The organism is Aeromonas diversa CDC 2478-85 (genome assembly GCF_000819805.1).
In the GTDB taxonomy this organism is placed as follows: Bacteria; Pseudomonadota; Gammaproteobacteria; order Enterobacterales; family Aeromonadaceae; genus Aeromonas; species Aeromonas diversa.
The window spans coordinates 1-13887 of the sequence record NZ_CDCE01000037.1; the positions used below are offsets into that span (position 1 = coordinate 1).

The following is a 13887-nucleotide window of genomic DNA, read 5'->3' on the forward strand; positions in this document are numbered from 1 at the left end:
CAGCCTGGATGTGACGGTGCAGGACGACGTGCCAACAGCATACGCCGATGTGAATGATGTCGGAGAGGGTGGCGAAGTCACGGGCAATGTGCTCACTGATGGGCAAGATGATGTTTTTGGTGCCGATGGAGAGCCCGTTGGTGGCGGCGTTATCGGTGTCAGAGCGGCTGATGGCGATTTGACAACAGCGGCCTCTGGTAACTTGGGGATAAGTATTCCAGGTGCCTACGGTAATTTAATCCTATACGCAGATGGTAGTTACACGTATCAGGCAACCGCGGATGTTGTTCCGCCACCTGCGGTCGATGTCTTTGTTTACAGTATCACCGATCAAGATGGCGACATTTCGACAACGACGCTCAGCATTACGCTGAACAATGTGGAAATCCTCACCAGTGCCGATGATGGCATGGTTTATGAGGCTGGTCTGCCTACAGGGAGTGATGCGGATGTGGATAGCGAAATCGCGAATGGGCAGCTAAATGCTAGCGGTGGTACAGGTCCCTATACCTATTCTCTGCTCAGTTCAGGGGCGGGTGGTTTCGGAACCTTGTTGCTGAACCCAGACGGTAGTTACACCTATACCTTGGAAAGCCCGTATGATACCAATCCGGCTATTAACGACGGCAATAATGTCGAGGAGAACCGTGACAGCTTCACCTATCAGGTGATGGATGCAAATGGCAACACGGCAACCGGTACCCTCTATATCGACATCGTGGACGACGTGCCGCAATTCAACTCGGTGATGGACGCCGTATTGTCGAGTCACACCCATGTGGCGTTTGACGGACGATATGATGCCAACTTCGGTGCCGATGGCCTTGACTATCTGTCAGTGGCTCTGGCGGGTAGTGGGTTGTACGGTGGCAGCGCGGTCACCTTTGTGCAGGGCGCTCCCGATGTTGACGGCGTGGTCCGAGTCGATGTGACGGATGGACTCAATGTGGTGCTGTTCAGTTTCTATTATGAAACAACGACATCGGCGGCCTCTGACGGCGGAGATGGCACCGTATCGTTCAATGCGTTTACCAATCCGCTGGATCCCGACCATAGCCAGTTCTTTACGCTGACGGTAAATCCTGACGGCACCTATACGTTTGACATGATCTCGAACACAGTGATCTCCACCACCACGGTCGATGGGGAAGATTTCACCGCGTTTGGGCCGACCTATAGCGTATATACGGCCGATGGGGTACCGGGAACCTCCGACCTACCATCGCTGATCATCTATGGCAGTGACGGTGATGGGGTCACCGATGCCGATGATCAGGTCAATGCCTCCAGCCAGGGGATTGGCGTGAAGACGCCGACTATCGGCAGTGGTGAGTCGCTGACATTCGACTTTGAGAAGGATCAGTCTTACGTCAAGTTCAGCCTCCAGCAGTTTTCGGGGGGTGGCTCGGCGACCTTTATGATCCTGCTCGATGGTGCGGTCTTCGATTTCTACCCCCTCCTCGCTGCTGATGGGCTGACCATCACCAAACCGAGTTCGGGGGATGCATGGGTCGAAGTGATTGTGACCGAGAATGTGGGGCTGATTGGAACGTGGGCGCAAACGGGCACGGCGGCAGAGCCAGTCTATACGCTCTATGTCGGTACTCAGTTTGATGACCTGAAACTTGAGCACGATGCAGGTTCGCTGAAGTTCAACGTCAACCACATCACCTACGACCAGACGATTGCCGTTGAAGACTTGCTGCTTAACTTCAATCTGGCCGCGACGGATCTGGATGGTGATAAGGCAGTGCTGGGTGATCAGCTGACCGTGATGATGCTTGATCCCAGTGAGCCTGTTGCCGCCACGGCAGTAGGGGCAGATGCCAACGATGGCGTTGTGCTGGTTGGTAACGGTGAAGCGGACGTCATAACCGGCGGCACCGGTAATGACATCCTGATCGGGGAGGCGGATAACGACCAATTGTACGGCGGTGGAGGTAATGATCTGCTGGATGGTGGCAGCGGTAATGATCTGCTCGATGGGGGCACCGGCTCGGATACTGCCTCCTACATGGATGCCAGTGCCGGTGTTACCGTTGACCTGAATATAGTGGGGGCACAGAACACGGGCGGCGCCGGGCAGGATACGCTGGTCAGTATCGAGAACCTCACCGGGTCTGACTATGACGATATCCTCACTGGGGATGACGGTGACAACGTCCTCATTGGCGGAGGCGGTCAAGATACCCTGACGGGGAATGACGGTAGCGATACCTTCAAATGGGACAGTGGTGATGCCAGTGCCGGGGTGGATGTGATTCAAGACTTCCAGGTCGGACTCGGCGGAGATGTGTTGGATATCAGTGAATTGCTCAGCGGAGCATCTGATAATGCCACTGCATTGGAGCAGTACCTGACCTTTAGCCAAGGGCCCGGTGGTAGCACGACGCTGGTGATCGATGTCGATGGAGTCGCAGGAGGGACCACGCAGACTATCCAGTTTGACAGCCTGGATCTGACGGCGGGCGGGACTCTGAGTAACCATGATATTATCCAGAGTCTGTTGGACACTGAAAACCTTAAGGTTGTCGGTCCTTAAGGCCGCCCTTAACCAGGAAGGGGATGGTAATCGTTCGATTACCATCCCCATGATGTAGACAGGTATAGCGCTGAGGTTTGGCATGACATCACTGACGTGGGTTGATATCGATGGGGTCCGCTATAGCTGTAGCGGTGACCAGATCGACTGCCATGGCCAGTTTGGCTACCACACACGGTTCGATGGACATACGCTCTCCCAGCTCGAAATTGAGAACCGGGAGGGGGAGGCCGCAGGCTGCTTGAATGTGGACTTCACCTCAGGTCAACTCGCCTTTACGCCTTACCCTGGTGCCAATATCGAGGGGTTGACCCTGCTGATCGGCGGCGAGGAAGGGCAGAGTGAGGTGACCCTCTTGTCTCTGGTCGCCAATGAGTGGGGCGATCTGCTGGCCCAGAACGATGAGACCTTGCTCTGGGAGCTTCCAGCCGATCCCGACCATCAGCTCCCTTCACCCGATAGCGGACAGATTCTGACGTGGGACTCTTTTGCCTTCCAGGATGAACAGGAGGAGTGGATTGGCTCTTCTGACGGCGCGTCGCCCCCCCGGTTAGTGGGCAGCGATGAAGGGATACTCTTTAGCGAAGTCGATATCGACAGTGTGCTCGACATTCCTCCCCATCATCCCATCTAGTTAGCAGCCTCATTCGTGGCATAATCCCTGATGTCTATGTATCCGGATGAGGTCAGTGTGATGTTCAAATCTCTTCTTCCCCTGTCAGTGTTGGTCTTGCTCTCACCGGCATGGGCCATCGATGCGCCGACGGCGGCGCATGTGAGTGTCAGCGGGGTTGCCGAGCGTAAGGTTGAGCCTGATATGGCCACCCTCTCGGTGTCGGTGACCGCCTTGCAGAAGGATGGTCTCAAGGCGAAGCAGCAGGTGGATAGCAAGGTCGCAGCCTTCTTTGGCAAGCTGGAGGGGCTGGGGATCAAACGCAGCGACGTCGATGCGGGCAATCTGGTGGTCTCCCCCGAGTATCAATATGCACCTGAGAAGAAGCCGCAGCTGCTGGGTTATCGTGCTCAGCGCCAGCTCTCTGTCAGGCTGTATCAGCTTGAGAAGTTGAGTCAGCTGATGGAGACGGCGCTGGGTGCCGGGCTTGAGACCGTTTCCCAGATCGAATACGGGCTCAAAGATGCCAAAGAGGAGCGAGGGCGAGTCCGTCTTGCCGCGATCGAGGATGCCAAGGCCAAGGCGCAGGCATTGGCCGTCGGGTTTGATGCCAAGCTGGGTAAGGTCTACTCGGTTGCATATGAGGCGCAGCAACCCTCGCCCGTCTATGGGCGCAGCAACAAGATGATGGCGATGGCCGCTTCCGATGCACAAGAGAACACCTATCAGCAGCAGACCATAGTGCTCAGTGACAGGGTAGAAGCCATCTTCCTGCTGGAGTGATGGTGAGGCGTTTCTGGTTGGGGGCAGTCATCGCAACGATGCTGCCCCTTTTTGTTGGCGCGGGTTAACTGGCCAGCAGTACCTCATCGCGCCTTGCAACATGGTGGCGGCGATCCGCGACCGCCGCTGCCAATGTAGCGAGCAGAACTTCTGAGGCTTCCCAGCCGAGGCAGGCATCGGTGATCGACTGACCATAGTGAAGGCTCGCCAGAGGTCCTGTCGGCTGGCTTCCCTCTTTAAGAAAACTCTCGACCATGACGGCGGCGACAAATGTGCTCCCATGGCTCATCTGTCGTGCCAGCTCTGTCGCCACTCGGCTCTGGTTTTGGTGTTGCTTCTGGCTATTGCCGTGACTGCAATCGATCATCAGGCGCGCCGGCAATCCCTCCCGCTGCAGACGCAAGGCCGCCTCTTCCACATCGGCCTGGTAATAGTTAGGGGTCTGCCCGCCGCGCAAGATGATATGAGCGCTCTCATTGCCCTCGCTGCTTACCACCATCATGCCTCCCTGGTGACCCGGGGCGGTGAAGAGGTGAGGGGCCTGGCTTGCCAGGATGGCGTCGATGGCAACCCGGATGTTGCCGTCGGTACCGTTTTTAAACCCCACGGGGCAGGGGAGGGCCGAGGCCAGCTGACGGTGGACCTGAGACTCTGTGGTGCGGGCCCCGATGGCACCCCAACTGACCAGATCGGCCAGGTAGAGGAAACTGGTGGTATCGAGAAACTCGGTGGCCGTCGCCAGCCCCATCTCATTGATGGCGAGCAGTAACTCTCGGGCAAGACGCAGCCCATGGTTGATGTCATGGCTGCCATCGAGATGGGGATCGAAGATGAGCCCCTTCCACCCTATGGTGGTGCGGGGTTTTTCGAAGTAGGCGCGCATGACGATGCACAGACTATCCCGGTACTCATCGGCCAGTGCACTGAGTCGGCGAGCATACTCGAGGGCCGCTTGCGGGTCGTGCAGGGAGCAGGGGCCGATCACCACCAACAGGCGGTCATCCTGTCCGCTCATGATCTGGCGGATCTGGTGGCGATGGGAGCCGATCTTCTCCTGGATGATGGCAGGGCACGGCAGCTGAGCCAGCAGTTGGGCCGGAGTGGGGAGTGCCTCCACATGGAGGGCGCGCATGACCGAGTAGTAGAGTGACATCCGGATTACCTTGTGCAGCTTAACGGAGCATGGTGATAGGAGTTAGGCCGCATTCGCGTTGCTCACATCACCATCAAGTGATAGTGATTCGCATTATCAATCTTTGCTTCTCATATGCAACCCCAGATAAAGGGGGGATATTCTATTGATGAAATAGTTGTTAATCACCATGAGTCACTCTACTGCCATCCACTTGCTCTAGCTTTCCATCGCCGCATGACGATCTTGGTGATAAGCATCCTCACTCTTGCCATGGCGCCAATAGGGCACGGCGTAGACGCGACGACGATCCACATCCAGAGTGCGCCGAATATGCTGACGCAGTGGCAGAACCAGTCCCTCTTCTCCACCGAACCAGAAATAGCTGGCCTCCGGCGCTATCGGAAGCCGGATGAAGTGCTCGACTAAGGGGGCCGTCTGATCCGGTTCCCCGACGAACCAGGTTTGAGTGACCCCGCTTGGTAAGGGGATCTCCTGTATCTCATCGCGATGGGGCACCAACAGGAGTATCTCTCCCTTGGCCTGGGGCGACATCACCTCAGCCATGGCACAGATGGCGGGCAGGGCGGTGAGATCCCCGGCCATGTAGTAGTTGTCTGCCTCTTGCAACATGGGGGTCGGGCCGCCGGGCCCAGAGATGGCCAGTCTGTCGCCGGGGACGGCATGCAGGGCAAAGTGGCTGGCGGGGCCCAGCTCGCCGTGCAGGGCGAAGTCGATATCGAGCTCCAGCTGCTCACGGCGAAAGGCGCGAAGGGTGAAGGTGCGGATGATGGGGCGCGTCGCCGGGTCTTCCCAGCGGGGACCCTGGGGAGTCGGTGTCGGCAGCACTATCTCGCTCTGCCCGGGGCGCGGCAGCATGATCTTGATATGGGCACCACCACAGGTGAAGGGGTAGTCGGCCAGATCGGGACTGCTTAGCGTGAGGCGGCGAAGACCGGGAGAAAGCTCGGTGATCCGCGTGACGGTGAGCAGGCGCGGACGATTAACCGGAGGGAGGTGAGACATGGGAAGAGGGCTCCATAAGAAAATGGTGTCCATTCTTGTTTAAATGAAAATAATTATCAATGCTCACTCCCTTGGAGCTCGGGTCTGACAGAGGACCCGAGCTCGCCTCTCTCTCCTGCGCTTCTCGTTCAGCACTCCCATCCATTGCGACAAATTCCATTGACCCGGCGATTTCAGTGCGAGTATTTTAGCGACCCTGATGCGATATCGATAATCATTATCATTAATGTTTGTGTTGGTTGGGTCTGAAATGGAAACTCATGTAATGGAAACCGCCCCTCGGGAGCAGGCTCCTTTGCCCGATCTGCTCTTCTCATCCGAGCAGGGCGAAATTCGGGCCTACGAGCTCGGCGAGCCTATGGTGACGCCAGCGGGGGAGTGGGCTCACTTAGAGCGCCAGATTGCCGAGGCGTTGGAGAAGGCGCATGCCGCCGGCCAGGAGAACCCCCTGCTAATGGGGGCGTTTGCTTTCGATCCGGCCGAGGCGTCTTGCCTCTATGTGCCCGGCAGGACTGAGCGGGGGCCGAAGCCGCAGCCCAGGGCGAGCGAGCCCCTCACCAATCAGGCCATCTCGGTGCAGAGCCTGCCTGCAGCCGGTGAATTCAAGGCCTCGGTGAGCGCGGCCCTCGACTCTTTTGCATCCGGCCCTCTGGCCAAGGTGGTGCTGTCGAGAAAGCTCGCCCTCGAGCTGCGTCAGCCCGTCGAGCCTGCGCGCGTGCTCGAGCGGCTGGTCAGCCAAAACCCTCACGCGTTTCACTTCTCCCTTCCCCTGGGCGGCGGTCGCTGCCTGCTTGGGGCCAGCCCCGAGCTGCTGCTGCGGGTGCGCGACGGCGAGATCTTTACCCATCCCCTGGCCGGCTCGGCCAAGCGGGGCAGCGCCCCCGAGCAAGACCGTGCGGTGGCCAACGCGCTGCTCGCCTCGGGTAAGGATCAGCATGAGCACAGGCTGGTGATCGACGAGATCCGTCGCGTGCTTGCCCCTCATTGCCGGGCGCTGGCGATTCCCGCGAGCCCCACCCTGATGAGCACCGACACCCTTTGGCACCTGGGCACGCCGATCCGGGGCGAGCTTCATTCTGCTGAGGTGGGCGTGCTGCCCTTGGCCTGTCGCCTTCATCCCACGCCGGCCCTGTGCGGTTATCCGACCGAGTTGGCACGCCAGTTTATCCGGGAGCGGGAGCCATTTCGTCGTGCCCTCTTTAGCGGCATCGTCGGCTGGTGTGACAGCCGGGGCAACGGCGAGTGGGCCGTGGTGATCCGCTGCGGCGTGCTCGATGGCCACAGGGTCGAGCTGTTTGCTGGGGCCGGCATAGTGGCAGGGTCCGATCCCGCCATGGAGTGGGCCGAGACCGGCACCAAGCTTGGCACCATGTTAAGAGCCCTGGGCGTGGACTGTGAGGTGGCCCTATGAGTCGCCCCATTCCCTACAGCCGCTGGCCCGATGATCTGGCCGAGCATTACCGCCGCAAGGGCTACTGGCGCGGTGAGCCGCTCACGGCGATCCTCAGTCGCCAATGCGAGCGCGACCCGAGTGCGCCGGCCATCTTCTGCGACGAGCGCGTCTTTACCTATCGTGAGCTCGATGCCGCCTCGAGTCTGCTGGCAGGAAAGTTGGCCCGGCGGGGGCTGGGGCACGGTGACACCGCCCTGGTGCAGCTACCCAACGTGGCCGAGTTTTACATCGTCCTCTTCGCCCTGCTCAAAGCCGGGGTGGCGCCGGTCAACGCCCTCTTCAGTCACAGCCGCCTCGAGCTGCTGGCCTATGCCGGGCAGATTCGTCCACGCCTCTTCATCGGCGCCGTTGCTCATCCTCTCTTTGCCGGCAGTGACGGGGGAGAGGCGCTGCTGGCCGACATCGGGGCCGAGCTGACCCTGCTCGACGGCGTTGAAGGGAGTCAGGGCCTCGCCCACTGGCTGGCGCCAGGGGAGGTGACCGGTTTTGCCCCGACGCCGGCCGACGAGGTGGCTTTCTTCCAGCTCTCCGGGGGGAGCACGGGCACCCCCAAGCTCATCCCGCGCACCCACGACGACTACTACTACAGCGTCCGGCGCAGTGCCGAGATCTGCCGGCTGAGTCCGAAAACCCGTTATCTGTGCGCCCTGCCGGCCCCGCACAACTTCCCCTTAAGCTCCCCCGGGGCTCTGGGGGTGTTTGAGGCTGGCGGGGCCCTGGTGTTGGCCCCCAACCCGAGCCCCGATGGCTGCTTCCCCCTCATCGAGCGTCACGGCGTCACCATGACGGCCCTGGTGCCACCGGCGCTCTCTCTCTGGCTAGAGGCGGTGGCATTGGACTCGGCCGCCCGGGCCAGCCTCTCGTCGCTCACCCTGCTGCAGGTCGGCGGCGCCAAGCTGCCCGAGGCGGTGGCAAGGCGGGTGGAGCCCGAGCTCGGCTGCGCCCTGCAGCAGGTGTTTGGCATGGCCGAAGGCCTGGTCAACTACACCCGGCTGGGGGATCCCGAGGCAAAAGTGCTGCACACCCAGGGGCGCCCCATGTGCCCGGATGACGAGATCCGCATCCTGGATGAAGCGGGGCTGCCGGTTCCCCCCGGTCAGAGCGGCGCCCTCCACACCCGGGGACCCTACACCTTTCGCGGCTACTTCCAGAGCCCCGAGCACAACGCCCGGGTCTTCGATGCCGAGGGCTTCTACTGCTCCGGGGATCTGGTGGTACAGGACGCCGACGGCTACCTCACCGTGGTCGGCCGTCTCAAGGATCAGATCAACCGGGGCGGGGAGAAGATCGCCGCCGAAGAGGTCGAGAATCAGCTGCTCCACCACCCGGCCATCAGCCAGGCGGCCCTGGTCTCCATGCCCGACAGCGTCATGGGGGAAAAAAGCTGCGCCTTCATCGTCACCTCTGACCCTTCCCTCAAGCCCCTGGCCCTGCGCAAGTTCCTGCGCGGGCGCGGCGTGGCCGAATTCAAGCTGCCTGATCGCTTCGAGCCGCTCGATGCCCTGCCCATGACGGCGGTGGGCAAGATTGACAAACAGGGGCTGCGCGCCCGCATCGCGCGGCTTCTCGACACGAACTAATACAAGGAATCGACACCTCATGGCAATCCCAACCCTGACCTCCTACCCTATGCCGACCCAGTGGAAGAGCAACAAGGTGAGCTGGCGCCTCGACCCCAAGCGCGCCGCCCTGCTCATTCACGACATGCAGGAGTACTTCACCGCCTTCTACGGCGAGCAGAGCCCCATGGTCGTGGCCCTTGTCGAGCGTCTGGCCACAGTACGCCGCCACTGCAAGGCCCTCGGCATTCCGGTCTACTACACGGCCCAGCCCAAGGAGCAGAGCGCCGAGGAAAGAGCGCTGCTCAATGATATGTGGGGTGCCGGGCTCACCAAGCGCCCCGAGCAGCAGGCCATCGTCGCGGCGCTCACCCCCGAGGAAGACGATACTGTGCTGGTCAAGTGGCGCTACAGCGCCTTTCATCGCTCTCCCCTCGAGGAGATGCTGCGTGAGGAGGGGCGCGATCAGCTCATCATCGGCGGCATCTATGGCCACATCGGCTGCATGATGACCGCCTGTGATGCCTTCATGCGCGACATTCAGCCCTTCTTCCTGGCCGACGGCATCGCCGACTTCTCTCAAGAAGAGCATCAGATGGCCCTCGATTACGTGGCGACCCGCTGCGGCAAGGTGATCCCCTGCGCCGAGGCGCTGGCCATGGGGCCTGCCGCCACGCCTCTGCTCACCTATGAGGGGCTCAAGGCGCGGCTGCTCAGCCACATTGATGAGGAGGAGGAGGCGTTCGACCCCGACGAGAGCCTGATCGACTATGGTCTCGACTCGGTACGCATCATGGGGCTGCTCACCGAGTGGCGCGCCGCCGGGGTGGAGCTGAGCTTTGTGGATCTGGCGCGCGCACCCACCCTCAACGCCTGGTGGCGCCTGGTCGAGCAAAGACGCAGCGCCTTGGAGGTGACAGCGTGAGCCGGTTCCCCCTCACCATTCCCCAGCAGGGGCTCTGGTCAGCCCATCTGCTCAACGATGACAAGGCCATGTTCAACACGGCCGAGTGCATCGCCTTCGACGGCAGGGTAGACGCTGCCCTGTTGCAGCAGGCACTGTGGCAAGCGGTGCGCGAGTGTCAGGCGCTGCAGGGACATGTCGAGACCGATGGTGACGCCGTCTGCTTCGTGGCAGACGAGGCCCCCCTGGCCTGGCAGGTGCTCACCCTGAGTGGTGGCGAAGAGGCTGTCCGCGCCTGGGCCTGGGGCGATCTGCGCCGTCCGTTCGATCTCACCGGCGAGCCTCCCTGCCGCTTTGCCCTGCTGCGCGCAGAGGCCGGGGATTACCTCTACAGCTGCGTGCACCATATCGCCCTCGACGGCTTTGGCACCACCCTGCTGTTCCAGCGCGTCGCCGCCCTCTATGAGGCGGCCCTGGCGGGGGAGGACGGGCCTGCCTCGCCCTTCGGCCGCCTCGATGAGGTGCTGGCCGAGGAGCGCCAGCGTGAAGAGAGCGGCAAGAACGCCGCCGCCCGCGACTTCTGGCTGAGCCAGTTGCAAGCCTGGCCTGCGGTGCGCAGCTTCAGTGCTACCCGCGCCCCCATCGCCGCCGAGTTTATTCGCGAGAGTCGCGCCTTCCCCCCGGCCCTGTGGCAGGCCTTGGTGCGGGTGGCCGACCAGCATCGCCTCGGCTGGCCCGATCTGCTGCTGGCCACCCTGGCCGGCCAGCTCTCCCTCGGAAGTCGCGAGCCCCATGCCCTGCTTGGCCTGATGATGATGAACCGCATCGGCTCGGCGTCGCTGACCGTGCCCTGCATGCAGATGAACATCACCCCCCTGGCGCTGACTTTGGAGGAGACGGGCGATCTGCTCGGCACCGCCCGCCAGGTGGCCGCCGCCAAGCGCGCGGTGCGCAAGCACCAGCACTACCGTTACGAGAGCCTGCGCCGGGATCTGGGGTTGGTGGGGGGCGATAAGCGTCTGTTCGGCCCCCTGGTCAATATCATGCCCTTCGATCATGCCCGCCGCTTCGGCCCCCTGAGCGCCCGTACCCTCAGCATCAGTGCCGGACCGGTCGAGGATCTCACCATCGAGGTGCAGATGGGGGCTGACGGTGTGCCGACGCTGGATCTCGACGCCAACCCCGCCTGCTACTCCACCGCCGCGCTGGCCACCATCGCCGACACCCTGCTGACACTGCTGGGGCGCTGGCTGGCGCAGCCCGAGTTGAGCCTTGCGGCCCTCAAGGGCGCCTGGCTGGCCGAGGCGCGCGCGCATGCCCTCATCGCGGGGCCTGCAGAGGAGGCGATCGTGGTGCGCCCTGTGCTCGATGCACTGGCCCAGGTCGCTCGGGAGCACCCCGAGCGGGTGGCCCTCGAGCAGGGGGGGCGGCGCATCGGTTATGGGGCGCTGCAGCGCCGCTGCGAGCAGATGGCGGCCGCCCTGCAAGAGGCCGGGGTCCTGCCCGGTGAGCGGGTGGGGGTCATGCTCTCGCGCAGCCCCGAGGCGGTCATGGTCCAGCTCGCCATCCTGATGGCCGGCGCCGTCTATGTGCCCCTCGACCCCGATCAGCCCGGCGAGCGCCAGGGGCACATAGTGCGTCTGGGAGAGATCGCCACCCTCATCACCGAAGAGGCGTATCGCCATACCCTGGCGCCCATCTTTGGCGGCCGTGTGCTGCCGGTGAGCGAACTGGTGAGCGAAGACCGCCTCTGGCTGGCACCGAGTGAGGCGACGTCCGCCTACCTGATGTTTACCTCGGGCAGCACGGGCCTGCCCAAGGGGGTAGCGGTGGGGCACGGGGCCCTCAACCACTTCGCGGCGGCGGCGCGGTGCCGCTATCGACTGCAGGCGGGGGCGCGGGTGCTGCAGTTTGCCCCCTTCAACTTCGACGCCAGCATCGAGGAGGTGTTTGCCACCCTGAGTGCCGGCGCCACCCTGGTGCTGCGCACCGACGCCCTGCTCGATTCCATACCCGCCTTCGTCGAGGGGATTGAGACCCTGGCCATCAGCCATCTGGATCTTCCCACCGCCTTCTGGAACGAGTGGGTGGTTGCCCTGGGGGCCGGGCTGGTCGGGATTCCGGCTCCGCTCGAGGTGGTGATCATCGGGGGGGAGGCCGTCTATCCGGAGCAACTCGCCCAGTGGCAACGCCAGGGGCGGCGCGACGTGCGCCTCATCAACACCTATGGCCCCACCGAGACGACCGTGGTGGTGACCAGCCAGGATCTGCAAGAGGAAGATCCCGCCCAGGTCCAGCTGCCCATCGGTCTGCCCCTGCCGGGGATGCAGGCCCTGATCCTGGGTGAGGGGGATCTCCCCGCCGAGGAGGGGGAGCTGGTGCTGCTCGGTCCCCAACTGGCCGACGGCTATGTGGGCGGAGTCAGCGGCAGCTTCGACTCGCTTCGGGTCGGCAATGAAGAGCGCCGCGTCTATCGCACCGGGGATCGGGTGCGTTGGGAGGGGCGCTTCGTCTATCTGGGACGACGCGACAACGAGTTCAAGATAAGCGGTTATCGCATCCAGCCCGGCGAGGTGGAGGCGAGGCTGCTGGCCCTGCCCGGCGTCGATGAGGCCTGTGTGCAGGGGGTGAGCGAGGGGAGCGTACGCCGCTTGGTGGCCTTCGTGGCCGGCAGCGAGCGAGACAGCCGCGCCATCAAGGGGCAGCTGGCCCGGGCGCTGCCCGCCGCCATGATCCCGACCGACTATCGCCACTACGACAGGCTGCCGCGTACCGGCTCGAACAAGATTGACCGCAAGGGGCTGCTGGCCGACTACCTGAGTAGCGAGACCCGGGTGACGATGGAGAGCGAGACCCAGGGGAAGGTGGCGGCCATCTGGCAGCAGATCCTGGGCATTGGTGCCATCACCCCCACCGACAACTTCTTCGAGCTGGGGGGGCAATCCTTGCAGACCATCCAGATAGTGAACCGGTTGGCGGCCGAGTTTGGCCTGCAGGTCAAGGTGTCGGATCTCTTCGATCACCCCTGTCTCGATGATTTTTGTCGTTTCCTCGACGGCCAGCAGGTCGCAGAGGAGGAGAGTGTGGAGATGGTGTGGTGAGGGAGCACAGCGAGATGAGATGGCAGTTTGACGGCAAACGGGTCTGGGTGACGGGGGCGGGGCGCGGCATAGGTCGCGCCGTGGCCGAACAGTTTGTGGCGGCGGGGGCCACTGTGGTGGGGCTCGATCTCCACTTCCCCGAGCCCCCTTACACCTACGGGGTGCGCGAGCTCGATTTGCGCGACGGGGCCGCGGTCAGCCGCTGCGCCGCCGAGCTCCTCGAGGAGGGGCTCGATGTGCTGGTTAACGCCGCCGGCGTGCTGCGCCTGGGGAGTCTCGAGCACCTCAGCGATGAGGATTGGCACGACTGCATGGGGGTCAATGCGGGGGCGGTCTTCTCCCTGCTGCGCGCCGTCACCCCCCACTTCAAGGGGTTGGGGCGGGGCAGCATAGTGACGGTGAGCTCCAACGCGGCCCACGTACCGCGCATGCAGATGGCCGCCTACTGCGCCTCCAAGGCGGCGGTAAGCAGCCTGACCCGGACCGCCGGGCTGGAGCTCGCCCCCTTCGGGGTGCGGGTCAACCTGGTCTCACCGGGTTCGACCGATACCCCCATGCTGCGGGGCATGCTACCCGATGAGGGGGCGCTGAGCCGCACCATCGCCGGCCTGCCGGAGCAGTTCAAGCTGGGGATCCCCTTGGCCAAGCTGGCGAACACGGCGGAAGTCGCCGCCGCCGTCCTCTTCCTGGCCTCGGATCTGGCCAGCCATATCACACTACAAGACCTGGTGGTCGACGGTGGCGCCACCCTCGGCGCCTGACCCCGGAGAGACA

10 protein-coding genes are annotated in these 13887 nt (G+C 62.8%); 8 read left to right on the forward strand and 2 right to left on the reverse strand.

The window, feature by feature from the left end; genetic code table 11:
* The 3 genes from BN1121_RS17205 to BN1121_RS17215 all read left to right on the forward strand — a co-directional run.
* Nucleotides 1-2542: type I secretion C-terminal target domain-containing protein (locus BN1121_RS17205; protein WP_043598145.1), on the forward strand; the 2542-nt coding region annotated here is incomplete at its 5' end.
* Between the two features lie 82 nt (nt 2543-2624).
* Entirely contained in the window at nt 2625-3176 is a 552-nt protein-coding gene (locus BN1121_RS19060) for a hypothetical protein (RefSeq protein ID WP_005362565.1), read from the forward strand.
* Between the two features lie 60 nt (nt 3177-3236).
* Entirely contained in the window at nt 3237-3938 is a 702-nt protein-coding gene (locus BN1121_RS17215) for an SIMPL domain-containing protein (protein WP_005362568.1), read from the forward strand.
* A 64-nt stretch (nt 3939-4002) separates the two neighbouring features.
* Here the strand turns inward: BN1121_RS17215 and BN1121_RS17220 are convergent, their stop codons facing one another.
* Together BN1121_RS17220 and BN1121_RS17225 are read right to left on the reverse strand one after the other, a co-directional pair.
* Nucleotides 4003-5091, reverse strand: a complete 1089-nt coding sequence (locus BN1121_RS17220; protein WP_005362570.1) for a 3-deoxy-7-phosphoheptulonate synthase — start codon at nt 5089-5091, stop codon at nt 4003-4005.
* Nucleotides 5092-5289: 198 nt separating this feature from the next.
* On the reverse strand, nt 5290-6096 hold the full coding sequence (locus BN1121_RS17225) for a siderophore-interacting protein (RefSeq protein WP_005362572.1): 807 nt from the start codon (nt 6094-6096) through the stop codon (nt 5290-5292).
* Nucleotides 6097-6346: 250 nt separating this feature from the next.
* Between BN1121_RS17225 and BN1121_RS17230 the strand changes: the two genes are divergently transcribed.
* From BN1121_RS17230 to dhbA, 5 genes are read left to right on the forward strand one after another with little or no spacing between them, the layout of a single operon-like run.
* Nucleotides 6347-7507, forward strand: a complete 1161-nt coding sequence (locus BN1121_RS17230) for an isochorismate synthase (protein WP_043158264.1) — start codon at nt 6347-6349, stop codon at nt 7505-7507.
* A complete protein-coding gene (locus tag BN1121_RS17235) occupies nt 7504-9129 on the forward strand; it encodes a (2,3-dihydroxybenzoyl)adenylate synthase (protein ID WP_005362578.1) in 1626 nt (541 codons plus the stop codon). The genes BN1121_RS17230 and BN1121_RS17235 overlap by 4 nt, the downstream gene beginning before the upstream one ends.
* 19 nt (nt 9130-9148) lie before the next feature.
* On the forward strand, nt 9149-10033 hold the full coding sequence (locus tag BN1121_RS17240; RefSeq protein ID WP_005362581.1) for an isochorismatase: 885 nt from the start codon (nt 9149-9151) through the stop codon (nt 10031-10033).
* Complete coding sequence (locus BN1121_RS17245) at nt 10030-13113, forward strand: non-ribosomal peptide synthetase (protein WP_043598147.1); 3084 nt, start codon at nt 10030-10032, stop codon at nt 13111-13113. Before BN1121_RS17240 ends, BN1121_RS17245 begins: the two co-directional genes overlap by 4 nt.
* 14 nt (nt 13114-13127) lie before the next feature.
* The gene (dhbA, locus tag BN1121_RS17250; protein WP_005362508.1) at nt 13128-13874 is read left to right on the forward strand and encodes a 2,3-dihydro-2,3-dihydroxybenzoate dehydrogenase; all 747 of its coding nucleotides are present in this window, start codon (nt 13128-13130) and stop codon (nt 13872-13874) included.
* Nucleotides 13875-13887: the final 13 nt, after the last annotated feature.